General features: G+C 56.3%; 18 protein-coding genes. 10 read left to right on the top strand and 8 right to left on the bottom strand.

Annotated features, from left to right (window positions below):
• Positions 1–133 precede the first annotated feature (133 nt).
• The 4 genes from A3224_RS04305 (at position 134) to A3224_RS04320 (ending at position 4722) form a co-directional block, all read left to right on the top strand.
• A complete protein-coding gene (locus A3224_RS04305; RefSeq protein ID WP_067151963.1) occupies positions 134–409 on the top strand; it encodes an HP0495 family protein in 276 nt (91 codons plus the stop codon).
• On the top strand, positions 409–1125 hold the full coding sequence (gene lipB / locus A3224_RS04310; protein WP_067157426.1) for a lipoyl(octanoyl) transferase LipB: 717 nt from the start codon (positions 409–411) through the stop codon (positions 1123–1125). The genes A3224_RS04305 and lipB overlap by 1 nt, the downstream gene beginning before the upstream one ends.
• Complete coding sequence (gene lipA, locus A3224_RS04315; RefSeq protein WP_067151967.1) at positions 1118–2116, top strand: lipoyl synthase; 999 nt, start codon at positions 1118–1120, stop codon at positions 2114–2116. Before lipB ends, lipA begins: the two co-directional genes overlap by 8 nt.
• A gap of 440 nt (positions 2117–2556) precedes the next feature.
• The gene (locus tag A3224_RS04320) at positions 2557–4722 is read left to right on the top strand and encodes a prolyl oligopeptidase family serine peptidase (RefSeq protein WP_067151970.1); all 2166 of its coding nucleotides are present in this window, start codon (positions 2557–2559) and stop codon (positions 4720–4722) included.
• Between the two features lie 90 nt (positions 4723–4812).
• Here A3224_RS04320 and A3224_RS04325 read toward each other — a convergent pair whose 3' ends face one another.
• The gene (locus A3224_RS04325) at positions 4813–6183 is read right to left on the bottom strand and encodes a glutamate decarboxylase (protein WP_067151973.1); all 1371 of its coding nucleotides are present in this window, start codon (positions 6181–6183) and stop codon (positions 4813–4815) included.
• Between the two features lie 244 nt (positions 6184–6427).
• Entirely contained in the window at positions 6428–6718 is a 291-nt protein-coding gene (locus A3224_RS04330) for a DUF1540 domain-containing protein (RefSeq protein ID WP_175487723.1), read from the bottom strand.
• A gap of 148 nt (positions 6719–6866) precedes the next feature.
• Between A3224_RS04330 and A3224_RS04335 the strand changes: the two genes are divergently transcribed.
• A complete protein-coding gene (locus A3224_RS04335; RefSeq protein WP_067151976.1) occupies positions 6867–10370 on the top strand; it encodes a PAS domain-containing hybrid sensor histidine kinase/response regulator in 3504 nt (1167 codons plus the stop codon).
• 95 nt (positions 10371–10465) lie between these two features.
• On the opposite strand, the gene A3224_RS04340 is transcribed toward A3224_RS04335, so the two are convergent.
• Both A3224_RS04340 and acs read right to left on the bottom strand, forming a co-directional pair.
• Positions 10466–11170, bottom strand: a complete 705-nt coding sequence (locus tag A3224_RS04340; protein ID WP_067157432.1) for a response regulator — start codon at positions 11168–11170, stop codon at positions 10466–10468.
• Between the two features lie 228 nt (positions 11171–11398).
• A complete protein-coding gene (acs, locus tag A3224_RS04345) occupies positions 11399–13357 on the bottom strand; it encodes an acetate--CoA ligase (protein WP_067151979.1) in 1959 nt (652 codons plus the stop codon).
• Positions 13358–13634: 277 nt separating this feature from the next.
• Between acs and A3224_RS04350 the strand changes: the two genes are divergently transcribed.
• From A3224_RS04350 to A3224_RS04360, 3 genes are all read left to right on the top strand, one after another.
• Positions 13635–14948, top strand: coding sequence for a DcaP family trimeric outer membrane transporter (locus tag A3224_RS04350; protein ID WP_197463047.1), 1314 nt, complete (start codon positions 13635–13637; stop codon positions 14946–14948).
• Positions 14949–15080: 132 nt separating this feature from the next.
• Complete coding sequence (locus A3224_RS04355) at positions 15081–15398, top strand: DUF4212 domain-containing protein (protein WP_067151980.1); 318 nt, start codon at positions 15081–15083, stop codon at positions 15396–15398.
• A gap of 9 nt (positions 15399–15407) precedes the next feature.
• Complete coding sequence (locus A3224_RS04360; protein WP_067151982.1) at positions 15408–17114, top strand: sodium:solute symporter family protein; 1707 nt, start codon at positions 15408–15410, stop codon at positions 17112–17114.
• 213 nt (positions 17115–17327) lie between these two features.
• Here A3224_RS04360 and A3224_RS04365 read toward each other — a convergent pair whose 3' ends face one another.
• Positions 17328–17858 carry a GNAT family N-acetyltransferase gene (locus A3224_RS04365; protein WP_231902456.1) on the bottom strand — a complete coding sequence of 177 codons (531 nt, stop codon included), beginning with the start codon at positions 17856–17858 and terminating at the stop codon, positions 17328–17330.
• A gap of 13 nt (positions 17859–17871) precedes the next feature.
• Positions 17872–19875, bottom strand: a complete 2004-nt coding sequence (locus A3224_RS04370; protein ID WP_067151986.1) for a BCCT family transporter — start codon at positions 19873–19875, stop codon at positions 17872–17874.
• Between the two features lie 105 nt (positions 19876–19980).
• Here A3224_RS04370 and arfB point away from each other — a divergent pair, with 105 nt between their 5' ends.
• Both arfB and A3224_RS04380 read left to right on the top strand, forming a co-directional pair.
• Complete coding sequence (gene arfB / locus A3224_RS04375; protein ID WP_067151988.1) at positions 19981–20397, top strand: alternative ribosome rescue aminoacyl-tRNA hydrolase ArfB; 417 nt, start codon at positions 19981–19983, stop codon at positions 20395–20397.
• 204 nt (positions 20398–20601) lie between these two features.
• Positions 20602–21669, top strand: coding sequence for an Ldh family oxidoreductase (locus A3224_RS04380; RefSeq protein WP_067151990.1), 1068 nt, complete (start codon positions 20602–20604; stop codon positions 21667–21669).
• Between the two features lie 21 nt (positions 21670–21690).
• Here the strand turns inward: A3224_RS04380 and A3224_RS04385 are convergent, their stop codons facing one another.
• Both A3224_RS04385 and A3224_RS16770 read right to left on the bottom strand, forming a co-directional pair.
• Positions 21691–22176, bottom strand: coding sequence for a DUF6644 family protein (locus tag A3224_RS04385; RefSeq protein ID WP_067151991.1), 486 nt, complete (start codon positions 22174–22176; stop codon positions 21691–21693).
• Positions 22177–22188: 12 nt separating this feature from the next.
• A complete protein-coding gene (locus tag A3224_RS16770) occupies positions 22189–22641 on the bottom strand; it encodes a hypothetical protein (RefSeq protein ID WP_139223097.1) in 453 nt (150 codons plus the stop codon).
• Between the last annotated feature and the right edge of the window lie 153 nt (positions 22642–22794).

The raw sequence follows: 22794 nt of genomic DNA on the forward strand, positions 1-22794 counted from the left end.
TCGCGCCATACCGCCAACGCGTGTGGCCGTTATCCCTCCGGCTCCCTGTCCACTGCGGGCACACCACTGTATAATCGCTGCCCGGCCGCGTTCCCGGTTTCACTCAGTCTGCCGCGCGGCCCCGGAGAGCGGTATGAATCGAGAACCACAGCCCCCGAAAATCGAATTTCCCTGCGAAGACTACATGATCAAGGTGGTCCGCGAGGCGGACGACCAAGTGCACGAGTTCGTTCTCGAAGTGATGCGCCGGCACGCGCCCGGTTTTGACGAGGAACGGGTTACCCTGCGCGAGAGCAAAAGCGGTAATTTCACTTCCATGACTTTCTATATCCTCGCCACCGGTAAACCGCAGTTGCAAGCACTGTTTGAGGAACTCAAAGCGCATCCGTCCATACATATGGTGCTTTGATGACAATTGTTCGCAATCTGGGCTGCCGCCCCTACGAGTCCGTCTGGCGGGCCATGTCCCACTATACCGATATCCGCAACCAAGAGAGCGCGGACGAGATCTGGTGCGTGGAGCACGAACCGGTGTTTACCCAGGGGCAGGCTGGCAAGGCAGAGCACCTCCTGAATACCGGTGATATTCCGGTGGTGCAGGTGGACCGGGGCGGACAGGTAACCTACCACGGTCCCGGACAGCTGGTGGTCTATCCACTGCTGGACCTGCGCCGCGCGAAAATCGGCGTGCGCGAGCTGGTTACCGCACTGGAAACCGCCACCGTCGCGATGCTGAAAGGTTTCGGTATCGCCGCCGCGCCCCGCGCCGACGCCCCTGGTGTTTACCTGAGCGAAGGGCCGCGCACCGGCAACAAAATCGCCTCTATCGGTTTGCGTGTGCGACGTGGCTGCAGCTTCCACGGTATCGCCATCAATATCGATATGGACCTGGCGCCTTTCCTGCGCATTAACCCCTGTGGCTACGCCGGCATGCAGATGGTGCAGATGGCGGAGCTGGTGCAGCCGGTGCCGGAATGGCAACAGGTAGCGGAGATTTTTGTCGGCGAGCTGTTGTCCATCCTGTCGCTGCCGCCGGCGGACTGGCAGCCGTTGGACGAGGATACCTTTGCACACTTGAGCGCCTCAGTGCAGGCAACAGAAAATCAGGAAACGACCAATGGCTGATAATTCCAAACCGGCCCAGCCCGATCTGATACCGGTAAAACGCACCCGCCGCCTGCAGGCCGGCGAGAAACTGCGCGATGGCGACAAGGTGGAGCGCATCCCCGTCAAAGTCATCGCCAGTGATCAGATGCTGCGCAAGCCGGACTGGATTCGCGTCAGAGTTCCCGCCTCCAAGGAGGTGGACCGCATAAAGAGTATTCTGCGCTCGCAGAAATTGGCCACTGTCTGTGAAGAAGCCAGCTGCCCCAACCTGGGTGAATGTTTCAGTGGTGGCACCGCCACTTTTATGATCATGGGGGAAATCTGTACCCGCCGCTGCCCCTTCTGCGACGTGGGCCACGGCAAGCCGTTGCCGCTGGATCCGGAAGAGCCCAAGCACCTGGCGGAAGCCATCGCCGCCATGGGACTGCGCTATGTGGTGATCACCTCCGTGGACCGCGATGATCTGCGCGATGGCGGCGCCCAGCACTTCGCCGATTGTATTCGCATCGCTCGCGAACACTCGCCCAACCTGCAGGTGGAAATTCTCACACCGGATTTCCGCGGCCGCATGGAAGTCGCGCTGGATATCCTGGAAAAAGAAGCCCCGGATGTCTTCAACCACAACCTGGAAACCGTGCCGCGCTTGTACCGCGAGTCCCGTCCCGGTGCCAACTACAAGTGGTCCTTGAAGCTGCTGCAGGAGTACAAGAAACGCCGCCCGGATGTGCTGACCAAGTCCGGCCTGATGGTGGGTCTGGGTGAGGAAAAGGAAGAAATCTTCCAGGTAATGGAAGACATGCGTGCACACGATATCGACATGCTCACTATCGGTCAGTACCTGCAGCCGAGCAAGGAGCACTTGCCAGTCAAGCGCTACGTGCATCCCGACGAGTTCGAAGAATACCGCCGCTACGCCGAACAGATCGGTTTCAAGCACGCCGCCTGCGGCCCGCTGGTGCGCTCTTCCTACCACGCCGACAAGCAGGCGCATGGGGAAAAGGTTGGTTAAAGCGGCAGCTGTTGGGGTCGCTCTCAGGGGGGAAAGGCTCTGCGCGCGCAAGCGGAACGCAAGTCTCTCCCCTTGAGCCAGCTCCAGCTAAAGCGCCCGAAAGTATCAGCGGCTTCCAGGATGTAGTCCCCATCCTGAATATGCAGTACTTGTCGGGCGCTTAGACAATGAAACGCTCGTTTCGCAAACGCGCAAGTACTTCCCTGTAGCTTCCGTCTCTGAATCTGGCGGTTTCAAAAAATGTTCCCCCCTCCATCTGAGCTTCTCTTCTAAGTGCGAAGTATCTTTACCGTCAGGAAGCGAATTTATCAGAGCCTCTCCGGGACTTTGGTAATTTATCGGAAGGGGCGCAGCTTTTATACTCGGGTTTTCCAGCCCGCTTGATCTTTGATCCGGTGATACACACGTTTTATCAAACGCAAAAAGGAAAAAAATAACAGATGAAAAAAGCACAACTTCTGGCGTTGGCAGGTGTCCTGGTGGCCTGCTCTGGAGAATCCCCTGATGTTTCTGATGCTGAGCACTCAAATATGAAGTCTTCGGTAATTGAAGCCGATATCGTGTATCCGCAAACCCGCAAAGTGGAAGTCGTGGATACCTATTTCGGTACGCCGGTCCCGGATCCGTATCGCTGGTTGGAGGATGACCGCAGTGAGGAAACCCAGGCCTGGGTCGAGGCGCAGAATGCAGTTACTTTTGGATATCTCGAGCGGATTCCCTACCGAGACAAACTCAAGGCGCGCCTTGAACAGGTCTGGAATTACGAGAAGGTCGGTTCTCCGTTCAAGGAGGGGGACTACACCTATTTCTATCGCAACGACGGTTTGCAGAACCAGTATGTGGTGTGGCGCCGGAAGGGCGATGGCGAGCCGGAGATATTCCTCGATCCAAACCAGTTCAGTGAAGATGGTACAACCTCACTGGCGGGACTGAGCTTCTCCAAGGATGGCAGCATTGCCGCCTACTCTATTTCCGAAGGTGGTAGTGACTGGCGCAAGATTATCGTGATGGATGCTGAAACCAAGGAAATACTTGAAGCGCCCCTGGTCGATGTCAAATTCTCGGGTATTTCCTGGAAGGGTAACGAGGGCTTCTTCTATTCCAGCTACGACAAGCCCGAGGGCAGCGAGCTCTCTGCGAAAACGGATCAGCACAAACTCTACTTCCACAAGCTGGGCCAGCCGCAATCCGAGGATCAACTGGTATTCGGCGGCGAGCCAGGTCAAAAACGCCGCTATGTCTCCGGCTATGTGACTGAGGATGACCGCTTCCTGGTGATCTCCGGTTCCAACTCTACCTCCGGCAATGATTTGTATATCCGCGACCTGAGCCAGCCGGACGCGCCGCTGGTTACGGTGCTGGATCACTTCGACTCCGACACCTATGTACTGGACAATGTCGGCAGCAAACTGTACCTGGTCACCAACCTGGACGCGCCCAACAAGAAGATTGTCACCGTGGATGCCGCCGACCCAGTACCGGCTAACTGGGAAGATCTGATTCCGGAAACAGAGCATGTGCTCAGTGCCTCCACCGGTGGCGGTTATATTTTTGCCCGCTATATGGTCGACGCGCTGTCCAGGATGTATCAGTACGATTTTAACGGCGAGCGTATCCGCGAAATTGAACTGCCTGGGCCGGGCACTGCCAGCTCTCTCAGCGGCAAAAAAGAGGATGAGGTGCTCTACTACACCTTCACCAACTACAAGACGCCGGGAACCATCTTCTCTTTCGATGTTGTCGAAGGAAAATCGGAGATTTACCGCGAGTCCGGGGCGGATTTCGACAGCAGCGCCTATGAGTCCAAGCAGGTGTTTTATACCTCCAAGGACGGCACACGTGTCCCGATGACAATCACCTATAAAAAAGGCCTGGAGCTGAATGGTAAAAACCCCACCATCCTGTATGGCTACGGCGGTTTTAATATCAGCCTGACGCCGAGTTTTAGTATTGCCAACGCCGTGTGGCTGGAGTTGGGTGGCGTCTACGCGGTACCAAACCTGCGCGGTGGCGGTGAATACGGCAAGCGTTGGCACGATGCCGGTACCAAGCTGCAGAAACAGAATGTGTTTGACGATTTTATCGCTGCGGCAGAATACCTAATTGAAAACAAATACACCTCGCGTGATTACCTGGCCATACGCGGCGGCTCCAACGGCGGCCTGCTGGTGGGAGCGGTGATGACCCAGCGCCCGGATCTTGTAAAGGTGGCGCTGCCCGCGGTGGGTGTGATGGACATGCTGCGCTATCACACCTTCACTGCCGGTGCCGGTTGGGCCTATGACTACGGCACCGCGGAAGAGAGCGAGGAAATGTTCAAATACCTGATGGGCTATTCACCGGTGCACAATGTGCGCGCCGGTGTGGAATATCCGGCCACTCTGGTGACCACAGCGGATCACGACGACCGGGTGGTGCCGGCGCATTCCTTCAAATTTGCCGCGGAATTGCAATCCAAGCAGGCGGGGGCGGCGCCGACCCTGATCCGCATCGAGACCAAAGCCGGGCACGGTGCTGGTACGCCGGTATCAAAGACCATTGAACAGTATGCGGATATCTTCAGCTTTACTCTGTTCAATATGGGAATATCAGAGCTGCCCAACTGAAAGCTCCGTGCGGGGGTCTTCCCCTTTGCCGGGTTGCAGAGCGGGGCGCTCAGAAATCCACTGCAGCGCCCGCGTGAATAAATCAGTGGTTCAGCACTTGCTCGGCGAAACTTTAGTGTGATCGTGCAGTTTTGGTGGCGTCTCATTGCCGCCGTGTTTCTGCAGCCACTGGCAGGCGCTGATGATGTCTTCGGCGAGGAGGTGCATGGTGTCTCTGTTTAGGTGCGGCCGCACCACTATCCGTAAGCTGTTGACGGACTCTGCATCCGGCGGCATGGCGTAGGCGGAGAGCACCCAGCCGCGTTCGCGCACTTTGGCGGAGACATCGTATTCGTTGAAGTTGAGTCCCTGTTTCAGGGTTAATGCCACCACTGGAATGCGCTGGGTTTTATTCATAATCTCGAAATAGCCACTTGCCAACAGTTTTTCCCGCAGCCAGTTGGCGTTTTCCAAAGTGCGTTGCATGATGTCTCTGTAGCCGGAAAAACCCAGGCGCAGAAAAGCGTAGTATTGGTAGGCCACAGGCGCGGCGTTGCGGCTGAAGTTCAGTGTGGATGTGGGCATCTCTCCGCCCAGGTAATTGACGTAGAAGATCAGATCTTCGTGGAATACCTTGTCATTGCGGAATATTACCCAGCCCAGTCCCGGAGGTACCAATCCGTACTTGTGTCCGGAGGCGTTGATGGACTGCACTCGCGGTAGACGAAAGTCCCATTTGTAATCCGGGTACAGGAACGGGTTGATAAAACCGCCAGAAGCTGCGTCGATATGCAGGGGGATGGAGTGCCCCGTCTTTTTCTCGTAGTCGTCCAGCCACTGGTGGATGCCTTCGAAGTCATCGTCTTCTCCAGTGAAGGTCTGCCCAGCGATGGCGACTACGGCGATGGTGTTTTCGTCCACAAACTCTTCTAATCGCTCAGCGGTCAGCCGGTAGTCGCCCACCTTGAGCGGCACTATGCGCGGTTCCACATCGAAGTAGCGCATAAATTTCTTCCACACGATTTGCACGTTACCGCCAGTGACCAGGTTCGGTTTGCTCGTATCCTTGCCGACTTTTTCCCGCGCTTTGCGCCAGTTCCACTTATGCGCTAAGCCGGCGAGCATACAGGCTTCGGATGATCCGATGGTGGCGGTGCCGTAAGGGGTTGCATCCGCGGGGCCATTCCACAGCTTGTGCAGCCAGCGCACCATGCGCTGCTCGATGGCGAAGATCCGCGGGTACATGTCGTGGTCAACGTAATTCTTCAAATAGTTATGATGAACGACTTCCTGGGATTCCGGTTCGGTGAAGGTGGTGACAAAGGAAGAGAGGTTCATCGCCGGCTGTGCATCTGTCCAGGACTCTGCATTGACCATTTCCAGTGCTGTTCGGGGCTCTACACCGTTTTCGGGAATATGATCTGCGGGGATATCGTGGTTGTATCGGTCAAAGGGGGTTTCAATCCTGGTTTTGGCGCTCATCTGTTGGATTCTCCTCGGAATCGTCGTTTAAGCCGGCGTAAGAGGGGGATTATTGGCAACCCGTTTTTCAATAAGGCTAGTTCTTCAGTGAAGGGAACGCCGGGGCGGATTGGCTGGGTTACACGCAACAAAATTGCGATTGCGGAGCCGAAAGAAGGAGAAGAGTGTGTCGCCACCCCGACAACTTGTCGGGGTGTGGGGGCGCGCTGGCAGGTAGGCTGTTGAAAAATATTTCAACGCTTTGCTAGTGGGTGTAGGTTAGGCAATTGATCCCGTCGCCGTTGTCACCCACCTGGATGCTGTCCGCGGCACACTCGAAGTCGTCGTTGTGTTTGCAGTCGGTCATTTTGCAGGCGCCGACACCGGCAGTGCGCTGGCTTTGCGTGTGCTTGTGGTTGCCGAAGTAGGTGTCGCAGTCTGGTTCCGTGCCGGTGCCAATAGTAATCGCCTTGGCGTGGCAGGAGGAATTGGCGTTGAAGGCGCATTGGGAGACGACGCACTGGGTAACTTCGGGCATATCTGTGGCGATGATCATGGTGGCGTTCTCTCGGCAGGTGGGGATGTTTTTACGTTGGAGCCTAGCTCAGCTTTGGGCCTTGTCAATGTGGAGCCGACGAATAGCGAATAGCGCGGGAGGGCGTCTGTCGGGTATAAAGGGAACCGACGCCAGCGCGGAGTAAAAAATGATCGGCAAGCCCTTTTTGCTCGTTTTTGCCCTCTTGTACGTGGCGCTGCTGTTTTTGGTGGCCTGGCGGGCCGAGCGGCGCAAGCAGTGGTTGCCCCGCTACCGCCCGGTAATCTATGCGCTGACACTGGCTGTCTACTGCAGCTCCTGGACCTTTTTCGGCGCTGTGGGGCAGGCGGTCAACAGCACCTGGAGCTATCTGCCCATCTACCTGGGGCCGATGCTGCTGTTCCTGTTTGGCGGCGCCTTCCTGCGCAAGCTGATGCTGGTCAGTGAGCGGCAGAAAGTCACCTCCATCGCCGACTTTATCGGCTCCCGCTATGGTAAAAGCCAGGGCTTGTCGGCCCTGGTGACCCTGCTGGCCATCGTCGGCAGCCTGCCCTATATCGCCCTGCAGCTGCGCGCCTTGACCATGGCCTGGGATGCCATTGGCGAGGGACCGGCAGCCGGTGCCCCCGGTGGTCTGGATTCCGCATTTGCCACGGCGCTGATGATGGGTGTGTTCGCGATGCTTTTCGGCACCCGCCATCTGGAGGGGCGCGAGCGCAACCGCGGTGTGGTGGCTGCCATAGCACTGGAGTCGGTAGTCAAGCTGTTTTCCTTTTCCGCTGTGGCCGGGCTGGCCCTGTGGTTACTGTTGGGCCATGAGCGCTACACTGCGGTGGACCTGCGCCTGGACCCGCTGGTGCCGGATGCCAATTTCCTGATACAGACGTTTCTTGCCACCACAGCCATTATTTGTCTGCCACGCCAATTCCACATGGCGGTGGTGGAGTTTCAGGACAGCCGCGATTTGCGCACCGCACGTTGGCTGTTGCCGCTCTATCTGGGACTTTTTTCCCTGTTAATTTTGCCGATCGCCCTCGCCGGGCGACCGCTGCTGGCGGAGGGACTGCTGGAGCCGGACAGTCTGGTGCTGACACTGCCGTTCACCAGCGGCAGTAATGCCCTGACTCTCTTGGCCTACATCGGCGGCTTTTCCGCGGCCACCGGTATGGTCATCGTTGCTGCGGTTACCCTGGCGGTGATGATTTCCAATGAACTGGTGGCGCCACTGTGGCTGTTCCTCAGCCGCTTTACCTCCCTGTCCGCGGCGGCGCTGGGCAACCATCTGCGCCTGATTCGCCGCCTCAGCATTCTGGTACTGCTGTTGATGAGTTGGGGCATGCACCGGGCGATTACCGGTGTGGCGCCGCTGGCTTCCATCGGTTTACTGAGTTTTGCCGCCGCCGCACAGCTGGCCCCGGCGCTGATCGGCGCCCTTTACTGGCGTCGGGCCCACCGTTTAGGGGTGTTGGCCGGGCTGGTGGCGGGTTACGGCCTCTGGTTCTACTGCCTGGTGCTGCCGGCGGTGTTTCCGCAGCACGTGCTGCTGACAGATGGTCTCTTTGGGTTACAGTGGCTGCGGCCGCAGCAGCTTTTCGGCCTTACTCTGCTCGACCCGCTCAGTCACGGCGTTCTTTGGAGCCTGCTGATCAACATCTTGTTGTTCGCGGCTGTGTCCCTGTTGTGCCGTCCACGGGAGCGAGATATCCGCCAGGCGCAGGCCTTTGTCGAGCTGAGTGAGCTGGATCGCGGCGCCGATCTGGAGTTGACAGCGATTGGTGTGGGGCAGTTAAAAAGCCTGATGCAGCCTTTTGTCGGCCTCGAGCGCTTGGAACAGATTTGGAGCGGTTTTGAGCAGCGCAGCGGTCAGCGCCTGTTGGCGGATGACGCAGTGCCGCGTTTTGCGGTGGCCGAGGCGGAGAGCATCCTCGCGGGCATTGTGGGCTCGGCCACTGCGCACCAGGTAATGGATCTGCTGCGCGCCAACCGGCCTTTTCAGCTGGAAGACATCGCCCGCTTGGTGGATGGCACGTCGCAGAAACTGCGCTTCTCCCAAGAGCTGCTGCAGACAACGGTGGAAACGCTTAGTCAGGGCATTAGTGTTGTGGATGCGGATTTGCGCTTGGTGGCCTGGAATCAGCACTACATCGAGCTGTTCGACTACCCGCCGCGCTTGTTGTATATCGGCTGCCCGGTAGAAAAGCTGTACCGCCACAATGCTGAGCGGGGGCTCTATGGCAAGGGTGTGGATATTGAAGTGGAGATAGAGCGGCGCCTGCAGTTGCTGCGCCACGGCAGTGCCCACCGCTTTGAGCGCCGACTGCCCAACGGCACCATCGTTGAAGTGCGCGGAACGCCGATGCCCGGCGGTGGCTTCGTGACCACCTTCTCCGATATCAGCGATTACCGCGCCGCAGTAGACGCGCTGGAAGAAAACCGGCGCACACTCGAGGAGCGGGTGGAGCAGCGCACGGCGGAGCTGCGCGCCAGTAATGAGGCGCTGCAGGCGGAGAACCGACGCCGCGCCGAGGTGGAAGCGCAGATGCGCGAGCTGCACGCGGCCAAGACCCGTTTTCTCGCCCATACCAGCCACGATTTGCTGCAACCGATCAATGCCGCGCGCCTGTTTATCGCCTCGGCACAACAGAAGGCTGGCACTGGCGTCTCGCGTGAAATGTTGGAGGATATCGGTCATATCGACAGCGCCCTCGGTGCCGCCGAGCAGTTGATAGGCGCCCTGCGCGAAATCAGCCGCCTGGATTCCGGCAACCTGACGCCTAAATATGAGCACTTTGCGGTGGGAGAGCTGCTCGACGCTCTCACGGTTGAGTGCCAGGCCATCGCCGCCAGCCGGGGGCTGCAGTTGCGCTACGTGCGCTCTGCAGCCTGGGTATACAGCGACAGACACCTGTTGCGACGTATTCTGCAGAATTTCCTCAGCAATGCGCTGCGTTACACCGTACGCGGAAAAGTGCTCTTGGGAGCGCGCCGGCGCGGACGCGAACTGGAAATCCAAGTGTGGGACACAGGGCCCGGGATCGCGTGTGAAGTCCAGGAGAAGATATTTGAGGAGTTCGTGCGCCTGTCTTCCGCCGACAGGCCCGCGGACAAGGGGCTGGGCCTGGGACTGGCCATCGCCAAGCGCAGCGCGGATTTACTGCGGCACCCCATCCGCGTGCGGTCGACACCGGGGCGGGGTGCGGTGTTTTCGATTCGCGTACCTCTGGGCGTTGCGTTGGCGGACAAGCCCAAGGCGCCGCAGCCGCGGATCGCGGGGGCCGACCTATCCGGGATTCGTGTACTCTGCATTGACAATGAGGATTCCATTCTGCGCGGGATGCAGAGCCTGCTCAGCGGCTGGGGTTGCCGAGTGAGCGCGGCGCGCTCTCTGCAAGAGGCTCTGTCCGTCTGGCCCGGCACCCAGCCGCCGCAGCTGGTGATCGTCGATTACCACCTGGACTGCGATGCCACGGGTATAGGCGCGCTGGAGGGGTTGAGTGAACACTGGGGACAGCCACTGCCGGGGATATTGATCAGCGCGGACATTTCCGAACAAGTGCGAGATGCCGCCGTCAGCCGCGGTTATTTCTATCTGTCCAAGCCGGTAAAACCGGCGGCTCTGCGCAATCTGGTGCGGCGCCTGGCCAGGCGCCAGCCACAAGCGGTCGATAGCTGAGCTTCTCATCTGGCGCTGAAATATCTGCAGCGCCAGGGAGCGGACCAGTCATTACTTCTGCCGCAGGGGGCTCTCAATCTTTAGCTGCAACTGCGTCAGGCGTGCACTGGCGTTTGCTTCGGGGGCGGCGTGAATTGCCCCGGAGGCTCCAGATCCAGGCTGTTGAGGGCCAGTACCGCCTGGGTGCGGCAGCTGACGTCCAGCTTGCGGAACAGGGCCGTCAGGTGGGCTTTGACCGTTGCCTCGGTCACATTCATTTCATAGGCGATCTGCTTGTTCAGCAGCCCTTCGGAAAGCATGGTGGCCACGCGGAATTGTTGTGGCGTCAGAGAAGCCACCACGTCCGCCACTGCCAGTTCAGAGGAGGCCGCGGCGCACTGGTCGGCGATGCCTTCAGGCAGCCAGATTTCACCCGCCAGGGCTTGGCAGAGGGCTTCGTCGATCATTTCCACCGGCGCTGATTTGGGCAGAAAGCCGCAGGCGCCGTAATCGACGGCGCGGCACATTACTTCCGGCTTCTCGTTGGCGGACACAACCATCACCGGCAGGCCGGGATACTGACCGTTGAGAAATATCAGCCCGCTGAAGCCCCGCGCGCCGGGCATATGCAGGTCCAGCAATAACAGGTCACAGTCCCGGTGTTCACTGACACAGCGCTGCAGGCTTTCCATGTCCTGCGCCTCGTACAGCAAGGCGTTGGGAAATGTTCGCTGGATCGACTGGCGCAGGGCACTGCGGAACAGCGGATGGTCGTCAGCGATAATGAATTTGTGCACAGTATGGTCGTTATTGGTGTGCATACTCATCGCTCCCTCATCATCATTAAATCCTCCTGGCAGAATGGAGGCTGTGTATAAGACTGCAAAGTGTACGCTCAGGAACCGCCGCTTTCTTATAATTTATAACTATCGAGTATGATCCCGGCGGCGCTTTTCGCATGTAGGCACGGCCGCTGGCTGCGACCAGTAGCGGAACCTAAAGTTCCTGGATCGCGGCCAGCGGCCGATTTCGCGGAGGGGTAGTGCGGGCTAGGCGGTCTGTGCCAGTGACTCGCGCCCGTCTATCAACTGCTGTACTACCGACGGGTCGGCCAGGGTGGAGATATCGCCAAGCTGGTCGCACTCATCCGCGGCAATCTTGCGCAATATACGCCGCATTATTTTGCCGGAGCGGGTTTTCGGCAGGCCCGGGGCCCACTGAATGACATCCGGTGTGGCGATGGGGCCAATCTCGCTGCGCAACCAATTGCGCAGTTGCTGGCGCATTTCTTCGCTGGGTTCGCGGTCGCAATTTAGGGTCACGTAAACGTAGATTCCCTGACCCTTGATATCGTGGGGATAGCCCACCACCGCCGCCTCGGCCACCGCTTCGTGCGCAACCAGCGCACTTTCCAGCTCAGCGGTGCCCATGCGGTGACCGGAAACGTTGAGTACATCGTCCACGCGACCGGTGATCCAATAGTAGCCGTCTTCATCGCGGCGCGCCCCATCGCCACTGAAGTACATTCCCTCGAAAGTGCTGAAGTAGGTATCGATAAACCGTTGGTGGTCGCCGAATACCGTGCGCATTTGGCCCGGCCAGCTGTCGAGTATCACCAAATTGCCTTCGGTGGCGCCGTCGAGAATTTTGCCTTCGTTGTCCACCAGTGCCGGGCGTATGCCGAAGAAGGGCCGCGTGGCGGAGCCGGGTTTGAGCGGCGTTGCGCCGGGCAGCGGTGTCAGCATGGCGCCACCGGTTTCTGTCTGCCACCAGGTGTCGACAATAGGACAGCGGCCGCGGCCGAAGCTGTTGTAATACCAGCGCCAGGCCTCGGGATTGATCGGCTCTCCTACAGTGCCGAGCAGGCGCAGGCTTTCCAGGCTGGCGCCGCTTGTAGGCTTGTCACCTGCGGCCATCAACGCGCGGATTGCCGTAGGCGCTATATAGAGAATATTGATTTGGTGTTCGTCGATAATCTGCGCCACCCGGGTTACATCGGGGTAGTTGGGGACGCCCTCGTACATCACTGTAGTGGCGCCATTGGCCAGCGGGCCGTAGATGATATAGGAGTGGCCAGTTACCCAGCCGATATCCGCCGCGCACCAGTAGCGCTCTCCCTTGCGGTAGTCGAACACATATTCGTGAGTCAGTGAGGTATAGGTCAGGTAACCGCCGCTGGAGTGCAACACCCCTTTGGGTTTGCCGGTGGAGCCGGAAGTGTAGAGGATAAACAGCGGGTCCTCTGCCTGCATTTCTTCCGCCGGACAATCTTCGCTCTGTTTGTCGACGAGTTCCGCGTAATCGCAGTCCCGGCCGTCGTGCCAGATAGTTTGGTCGCCGGTGTAATTGATTACCACCACCTTTTCCACCGCAGTTTCGCTGCAGAGCTCCACGGCCTTGTCGACGTTTTCCTTCAGTGGCACGGTTCTGCCGCCGCGCTTGCCGGCGTTGGCGGTGATAACGACGCGGGACTTGCCGTCGTCCATGCGTCCGGCCAGGGATTCGGGGGAAAAGCCCGCGAAAACCACCGAATGGATGGCGCCGATGCGCGCGCAGGCCAGCATGGCTACTGCCGCTTCAGGGATCATCGGCAGGTAAATGGTCACCACGTCGCCTTTCTGGACACCCAGGGATTTGAGACCGTTGGCGAAACGACAGACGTCGCGGTGCAGCTGCCGGTAGCTGATTTCTTTGGAAACACCCGGTTCGTCACCTACCCAAAGAATGGCGGTTTCGTCTCCCCGTTCGGCCAAGTGGCGGTCCAGGCAGTTGGCGGATACGTTCAGTGTGCCATCCGCATACCAGCGGATATGTAAGTCCTCTTTGGCGAAGGAGACGTCCTTGACCTGGGTATAGGGCTTCATCCAGTCGAGGCGCTGGCCCTGTTCGCGCCAGAAAGCCTCGTTATCCTCAATGGAGCGGTTGTACAGCTCGAAGTAAGCCTCTTCGTTCAGCAGAGACTTTTCCGCGTAAGACGCGGGGACGGGATAGACAGATTCCTCGGACACGGCTCACCTCATGATCTTGTTCTGGTGCCGGGCATTTTGCATGGCCGCTGGCGGCAGGCGTATTAGACATAAGTCGAACTCCTGGAGGGGCGGGCTGTTTGCCGTCTGTGCGCACCGGAATTGGCTACAACGTCATGCGGTTTAAGTGGAAGTTCCTTAGACATTGGTCGAGATTCCACCGGATTTAGACCAATGGTTAATACCCAATTTGACCGAGAAGGAGTTTTATCACTAGCGACAAAACAGTAATTCGACAATCCGTGCTCTGGAGGCGCTTATGTCGACGATAAAAATAAAATCCGTCCGCACCGCGGGCCTGTTTTCAACGATGATGATCAGTCTGTTACCGGCGGTAGCCAGCGCTCAGACGAATGTCGAGGAGCTGCAGACACGAATCGAGGAGCTGCAGGCACAGATCGACAAGCTCGCCGCAGAGGCGGAACAACGGCGGAACCAAGTGGTGGAAAACCCGGAACCGCCTCAGCAACAGAGCGGCACGCAGATAGAGATCGGCGGGTTTATGAAGTTGGACACCATGTTCAGCGATTATTCTGACGGCAGTTCTGCCACGGCCGGTATTGGCGAAGATTTTCTGGTTCCCTCCACTATACCGGTAGGTGGCGAGGGCGGCGATGGCAAGTTCGACGCCCACGCTAAATCCTCGCGGCTCTTTATTAAAACCCACACTCCGGTGGCCGGTGGCCAGATCAATACCCATTTGGAAATCGATGCCATGGCCAGTAGCCAGGGCGATGAGCGCATCAGTAATTCCTATGCACAGCGCCTGCGCCACGCCTATGTGGATTGGCAGATAGATGCATCCCGGTCTTTGCTTGCGGGACAAACCTGGTCCACCTTTTTTAATGTGGGGGCGCTGCCGGAGGGGCTGGATTTTGTAGGTCCTGTGGGCACGATTTTCGAACGCCAGCCGCAGCTGCGCTACACCCAAAAAATCGGCTCCGGGTCGATTCAACTGGCGGCGGAAAACCCCTCCACCACACTTTACAACGGCTCTGAAAACCCCTATGACGATGGCGGTACGCCGGACATCGTTCTGCGCTATAACAACAGCGCTGGAGATTTCAGCTACTCGGTGGCCTCCATGAGCCGGGAGCTGGCTTACGATAATGGAACTGATACTGAATCGGTGCGAGGTCATGCCATCAGTGTTTCGGGCAAATATCAGTTTGGCCGCGATGATATCCGCTTTATGTTGAGTTCCGGCAACGCGCTGGGACGTTATATGGGTCTTAATAGTTACCGCGCCGGTATAATTGAAGCGGACGGCGATATCGAATTGATCGATCAGACCGGCGGTTTTATCGCCCTGCGCCATTTTTGGAACGACCAGTGGCGCAGTAATCTGGTGCTTTCCGCCTCCAAAGCCGACAACCCCGGCTCAGTTTCCGACACCACGCCCTCGGCCTATCGTAGTTTGCATGCGAATCTGCTCTATTCACCAGTGCCTAAATTGACACTGGGTGGCGAATATATTTTTGCCAGCAAGGAAGTTGAGAATAGCGGCGGTTCGCTTGTTGACGATGAAGGTGATCTGCAGAGACTTCAGTTTTCAGTGAAATATGTTTTCTGACGTTTTCTGTTCTGGAGTAGCAGGGTATGGACCACCCATTGCCTCGGCCGGGGTGTTGATTGCAATCGCGGGCGGCTCCCAAATGGGGCATAAAACAAAAGTAAATAGTGAAATAAATGCGGGAGAAAAGCGATGAGTTTTGAAAGCGAACAACACGCGGATGACTACTGGAAGGAAAACCTGCGCCTAATGCTGTCGCTGTTGGCCATTTGGTTCGCGGTTTCTTTTGGCTGTGGAATTCTATTCGCCGATGCACTAAACGGCATTCGCCTCGGTGGTTTCAAGCTAGGGTTCTGGTTCGCCCAGCAAGGCTCCATCTATGTGTTTCTGGTGTTAATAGCCGTCTATGTGCACAAAATGAATAAGCTGGATAAAAAATACAATGTGCACGAGGACCACGAAGAACCGGATGAGTTTGAAGAAGCACTCGAAGAAGAGTTCGGCCAGTAGGAGCAGACCATGGATATCCAAACCCTCACATTCCTGATCGTCGGTGCAACCTTTGCGATCTATATCGGTATTGCCATATGGTCGCGTGCCGGTTCTACGCACGATTTTTACGTCGCCAGCGGCGGCGTCAACCCAGTGGCCAACGGTATGGCCACGGCGGCGGATTGGATGTCCGCGGCATCCTTTATTTCCATGGCTGGCTTGATTTCCTTTATGGGCTATGACGGTGCCGTCTACCTTATGGGATGGACCGGCGGCTACGTGCTGCTAGCGCTGTGCCTGGCACCCTACCTGCGCAAATTCGGCAAGTTTACGGTGCCGGCATTTATCGGTGACCGCTATTACTCGAATACTGCGCGTACAGTGGCGGTGATCTGTGCGGTGTTTGTGAGCTTCACTTATGTGGCGGGACAAATGCGCGGTGTTGGCGTGGTCTTCTCACGCTTCCTGGAAGTGGATATCACCACCGGTGTGATTATCGGTATGGCGATTGTGTTCTTTTACGCGGTGCTCGGTGGTATGAAGGGGATCACCTATACCCAGGTGGCCCAGTACTGCGTATTGATCTGTGCCTATCTAGTGCCGGCCATTTTTATTTCCATCATGATGACCGGGCATGTGATTCCGCAGATTGGCTTCGGAGCGGAATTGTCCGATGGTTCCGGCACCTATTTGCTGGATAAGTTGGATGGCCTGTCTACGGAATTGGGTTTTGCAGAATATACGTCGGGGACCAAGAGTACTATAGACGTCTTCTTTATTACCGCCGCGTTGATGGTGGGTACCGCTGGCTTGCCACACGTGATTGTGCGTTTCTTCACCGTGCCCAAGGTTCGGGATGCGCGCAAGTCCGCCGGCTGGGCACTGTTGTTTATCGCCCTCCTTTACACCACCGCGCCGGCCATCGCCACCTTTGCTCGGGTGAATATGATCGATACCATCAACGGTCCGGATGCCCAGGGCACTGCCTACGAGGAGGCGCCGAGCTGGATTACTAACTGGGAGAGCACTGGCCTGATTGCTTGGGAAGACAAGAATGGTGACGGCAAGATGTTCTATTCCGGGGATGCGCGCAACGAGATGAAAATCGACCGCGATATTATGGTACTCGCTAACCCGGAAATCGCCGATCTGCCCGCATGGGTAATCGCGCTGGTGGCTGCAGGGGGCATCGCCGCGGCACTGTCTACCTCCGCGGGACTGCTGCTGGTGATTTCGACGTCGATCTCACACGATTTGCTCAAGCGCAATCTGATGCCCAATATCAGTGACAAGCAGGAGTTGCGCTATGCGCGTATTGCCTCGGCGGTGGCAATCTGTATCGCGGGCTATCTGGGAATCAATCCGCCGGGCTTTGTTGCTCAAGTGGTGGCTTTTGCCTTCGGCTTGGCGGCATCCTCGTTCTTCCCGGCGATTATTCTCGGGATCTTCAGCAAAAAGATGAACAAGGAGGGCGCCATTGCGGGTATGATTTCCGGTATTACCTTTACCGCCGCGTATATTATTTACTTTAAGTTCATCAACCCCGCTGCCAATACGCCGGAAAACTGGTGGTTCGGTATATCGCCGGAAGGCATCGGTACCCTGGGAATGCTGTTGAACTTTGCAGTGGCGATTGTTGTGGCCCGGTTTACCTCAGAAGCGCCCAAAGCCGTGCAGGAAATGGTTGCCGATATCCGTTTCCCCAAAGGCGCTGGAGAAGCCAGTGCGCACTGATGGCTGATTGATAAATTTCCATCCTTTTGGGCGAGGCACTTTGCTTGGGAGTGCCCGCCCTTTTTTATTGGGGAGCCCTTGTTCTTTCACACGGAAGTTGCAGAGGCTTCGGAGTACTCGGGCAATGGGGTGGGCTTCTTATCTGGCGTTAAATAATCTTCACCGTCACGAAGCGACTTAATCGGCGGTGCCTTAGGTTGCGCGGCCCTCAGGTTATTCTTGGTTCTCCCAGACCATCAGTAGCAGATCTTCATCTTCCCCCGGTAGTCTGATGATGCCTTCCGGGCGGAGCCCCAGTTTTTCCAGCAGGCGCAATGAGGGCGTATTGTTTGGCAGGGCAATGGCCACAATACGTGTCAGACCGATAACATCGCGGGCGTAGCGCATCACCGCGCGCGCCGCTTCCAGGGTGTAACCCTGTCGGCGGTATTCGGGCAATAGGGCAAAGCCGATATCCGGGGCGCCCAGGCCCTCCCGCTTCAATAGGCCGCAGACGCCGAGGGGCGTGCCGTCCTTGAGTTCCACCTTATACAGTCCAAAACCGCGACGCCGGTACATGGCCATGATTCCATCGGCGATATAGCGGCGCGCGTCTGCTTCGGTGCGCACGCCGCGATCTCCCACATTGCGCAGAAAATCGGGGTCGTTCAGCACCGCCAGCATCAATGGGGCGTCCTCTTGCGTGAGTTGGCGCAAGGTCAGCCGTTGTGTTTGCAGCGGGATCATAACAGCGTTCGTTTTCACGATCTGTTCTTTGTCAGCGTAGCGTGTGCAAAAACTGCAGGTGCCGTTCGTAATGCGCCAGGATATCCGTGAGCAACTGGTCCTTGGTCCAACCCATCACATCGTAATCCTGCCCGCCCTCATGCAGGTGCACCTCGGTGCGAAAGTATTTGTCATCCGAGCCGTCGTCGGTTGTGTCGTCCAGCTTTTGCGCTTCCAAGTCCATGTGTTCCGGCGTCAAGGCACTGGGTTTCAGGTGTGCTTTGGGGTGTATGCCATAGAGGAAATCCACCTCGTCACCCTGAAAAACTTTCAGGTAAACATCGCTGTTTTTACCGCGTGACACTTCGGTGGCCAGACCGTTTTGCTCCAGCTCCTGGGCAAACTCTCGCAGTGCCGGCTCTCCCACATCGCGTATATATTCCTTTACTTCATCTAGGGACGGCAGGTGTACAAGGTTTCTCAATCTCCGTTGCCAGGGGACGGGATTGCGCGCGGTGATCGGGGCTACCGGTGCGGTCAGCGCATCCCGTTTCGCAGTATCGGTACGCAGGGCGGAAACCAATCCGTAGATGGCGATTAGCAATATGGCGGAGAAGGGCAAGGCACTGGCGATCACCGCTGTTTGCAGAGAGGCTAAACCACCGACTAGCAGTAGGGTAATGGCCACTATGCCAATCAGTGCGCACCAGAAAACTTTTTGCCAAAGGGGGGTATCATCACGGCCGTGGGAAGCCAGCATATTGACCACCAGGGCGCCGGAGTTCGCAGACGTTACAAAAAAGATGACTACCATGATGACAGCGACATAAGAGAAAAGGCTCGGTAGCTGAAATTGTTCCAGGAAGTGGAATAGCGCGAGGGACTGATCTTTGCTGACCGCTTCACCGAGGGCCGTCATTCCTTCGTTCAGAATCATATCGATCGCGGAGTTGCCGAAGAATGTCATCCACAGCAGGGTCATTCCCGCGGGCATCAGCATGGCGCCGATGGTAAATTCCCGGATAGTGCGCCCGCGGGATATGCGCGCGACGAACAGGCCGACGAAGGGCGACCAGGACATCCACCAGCCCCAATAGAGGATGGTCCAGCCGCCGAGCCAGTCGGTGGGGTTATAGGCATAGAGATTAAAGGTCTTGCTGACCATCACCGACAAATAGCTGCCGATATTCTGCACAAATGCCTGCAACAGGTAGACAGTGCTGCCGAGTAGCAGCACCATTAACATGAGGAGCCCCGCAAGTCCGATATTCAGCTGGGAAAGCCGCTTGATTCCGCTATCTAAGCCTGTTGCCACGGAGATAGTGGCGAGGATTGTGGTGGCGATAATTAGAATTACCTGAACCCCTTCTCCTATGGGCACATGAAACAAATGGTTCAGTCCGGAGTTGATTTGCAGCACGCCGTAGCCGAGTGTCGTCGCTACGCCGCAAACGGTGCTAACAATGGCGAAGACATCCACTGCATCGCCAATAGGGCCGTAAATGCGCTCTCCAATAATAGGGTAGAGCGCCGAGCGCAGGGTGAGTGGCAGTTTGTGGCGGTAACTGAAATAAGCCAAAATCAATGCGACTATGGCGTAAATTGCCCAAGCGTGTAGCCCCCAGTGGAAAAAGGTCAGTATCATCGCTTGGCGCGCGGCTTCCACTGTGCCAGTTTCGCCTACCGGAGGATTCAGGTAGTGCATGACCGGTTCGGCGACACCGAAGAAAAGTAGTCCTATGCCCATTCCGGCGGAAAACAGCATTGCGAACCAGGAGCCGTAGCTATACTCCGGCTCGGCGTGTTCCGGTCCCAGCTTGATTTCTCCGAAGCGGGAAATCGCAATAACAACCACACTGATCAGAATGATTGCCACCACCAGCACGTAGTACCAGCTCATATTGGTGACTATGGCGCTCTGTAGCGCTTTGAAACGTGCGCTGGCGTCATTGGAGAAAATAGTTGCGTAGGCCACCAGTAGCGCCAGGGCTCCAGTAGCCGTGTAGAATACGGGGGGATTGAAATGACCTGTGTGACCACTCTGTCGGGTTTTCATAATACGCTATCCACGAATACTGCAGGGATGAGGGCGGTTTTGTAGGTTGTTATGTTGCGCAGATACCATTGTATAGGCATTTGACAAAGATGAAATGGACGTTCTATGGCTAATACTTCTAAAAACTTGGAAATATCGGCAGCGGAAATCGAGATTAGCGCAGTGCGCGCCCAGGGTGCCGGCGGACAGAATGTCAATAAAGTATCCAGCGCAATTCATCTGCGCTTTGATATTCGCGCATCTTCTCTGCCGGAAGAAGTTAAAGAGCGCCTGCTGCAGCTGAATGACCAGAGAGTCAATTCGGATGGTATAGTGGTGATCAAAGCCCAGCGCTTTCGCACCCGGGAAAAAAACCGTGAAGATGCGCTGCAGCGCCTGCGGCTGCTCATTGACAAGGTGAGTAAAAGACGCAAAAAACGCATTCCAACCAAACCGGGCAGAGCGGCGAAAGAACGGCGTTTGAACACAAAGGTGCGCCGTGGTCAGGTTAAGGCATTGCGGGGAAAAGTCAGCGATTATTAGAAAATTTTACACTCATCTGCGTGAGCGCTGTAATTGCTCTTGGGGCTCTCGGGCAATGGCATGGATATTATGAAAACCTTGAAATAGGCCCCTGTATCCAACGGCTTCAAACTATCAGTTCCATTCATTGAGTTTCTCACCCCTTTCGGCGCTTCTTGTAAATTTCGCACTGAAATGATCAGCGGTTATTTGAGAGGAATTTGTATGACAAAGCGTTATCGTGCAGAGGCGTTGAAAAATTTTGCCGCCCGTCTGTTCCAGTGTGCCGGCTTGGCCGAAGAGCGCGCAGAGGTGATGGCAGGCGTTTTTCTAGAGGCGGACCTGCTCGGCTTTACCACCCACGGCATGAACCGTGTGGTGAGCAACCTGCGCTGGCTGGAGAGTAATGAGACTCGCCGCGAAGGTGCGCCAACAGTGCTCGCGGACCGCGGTAATTGTTTTAATTGGGATGCAGATTTTCTGCCGGGGCCCTGGGTGCTGAGGCAGGCGCTGATAGAAGCGATGCAGCGGGTGCCGGATCACGGGGTGGTTACCGCCACCATACGTCGCAGTCAGCATATCGCCTGCCTTGCAGCCTATCTGCCGCCAGTTGTGGAGGCCGGTTATGTGGCAATTCTCACTTGCTCAACACCGGCGGAAAATACCGTATCTCCCCAGGGCAGTGTGGACCCGCTCTTTTCCGCCAATCCGCTGGCCTTCGCCGCCCCTGCCGGTGAATACCCGTTGCTGTTTGATATCAGCATGTCAGTGACTGCTGGTGGTTATGTAGCAAGGGCAAAACGGGAAGGCACTAAGCTGCCGGTAAAATGCCTGAAAGACCGGGACGGCAATGTGTCCGACGATCCGAATGTATTCGATAGTGGCGGCAGTATTCTGCCCGTTGGTGGGGTCGATCACGGATACAAAGGTGCGGCGCTGTCGGCGATGCTGGAAGTTCTATCCATGGCGCTCGGTGGCTACGGTCGAGACGACGCATCTGCGAAAGGCGACGGCGAGGCCAACTCGGTATTCCTTCAGCTGATAGACCCCCGCGCATTTTGCCCCCGCGCGGACTTTCTGCGCCAGACCGCGGCATTGTGCAATTTGTGGCAGAACAGCCGCAGCGAGGGCTGCTCTCCGGTACGCGTGCCCGGTCAGAGGGCCTGGGCCATGCGTGATAAGCAGTTGAGAGAGGGGGTGATGCTGTACCCGTCGATTATGGAAGACCTGCAGCCCTGGGCGGACAGGTACGGTGTCCCGGTACCGAAGCCCCTAACCCAGGAAATTAATTAATCAGAGATTTCCACGTTTACACTATTCCATATACGGGATCAGTCGACCAAAAATCATTACCCCTGTCCATAGCAGTAGAGAAAGTCCGGCAACGATCTTTACATCTATAGGGAAATAAATCACGTTGCTTTGATTATTTCCCCTTTTGATGCTCCGTAATCGTAAGGAAAGATATAGGGCATTTATTATCGCAAAAAAAATCAATGATATTTTGATTTTAAAAGACGGGTTGATGAAATAACGGCTGGGATCACCAAACAAAAAAAAGATTCCTGTGGCGATGTTTATCGTAAGTCCAATTAGCGTTACAAAGATAAAATTGTCAACAGCTTTAAAAGGAGTTTCTTGGGCGAATCCAATAATCTTTAAGTCGACTACGATTAAAGAACCAAATAGCAAGCATAATCCTATAAAATGCAAGCTTTCCAGGGTTGGCCAGACCCAGCTGTGAGCATTGATATAATCATATGTACTTGAAGAGATCATCCAGTTAATGACATCTTGCATGATAATCTCCCTCTAATCGATATATGCGATAAGTCGGCCTGAAACGAGTGCCGCTATCCATACAAAAATTGATGCGCCTGCTATAAATTTATGCTTTGAAGTGATCTTGCCAGAGATCGTTCTTGTGGCTAAATAGTGGCTCAACAGCAAACCGGTTGCGATGAGTGTTATTTTTAGTAGAAATGGCCGGTTTTCCCATAGAAGAGTCGCGCCGCCGAAAAATAAAGCGGTTCCAGACAGAAGATTAATGCAAAACCCTGCAATCGCTACTTTCCAATAGTTATACATATCTCTGAGTGGCAGCCTGGAACAGAATCCGAGAAGTCTAAAGCTAATCATTAGGGCGATGCCTACCAGTATACTCATACCAATGGTATGCAGGGTTAATACAATTGGATAACCCCATAAAGAATCTGATACCCATAAACCCAATGATGAGCTCTCAGCCCAATCTAAAAATGTCAACAAAATTACCTCGTTTATACGCTTAGGGGTGGCTATGAATAATTCGGATAAGGGTTATCTCTTGTTATGAGGCTACTAAGAGATGGAATCTTTTTATGGAACCTCTGATTAATTCGCGTGGACACTATGGTAGCTTCCGGGGCGCTCAGGCAA

Origin of the sequence: Microbulbifer thermotolerans (genome assembly GCF_001617625.1) — a bacterium.
Taxonomy (GTDB): Bacteria; Pseudomonadota; Gammaproteobacteria; order Pseudomonadales; family Cellvibrionaceae; genus Microbulbifer; species Microbulbifer thermotolerans.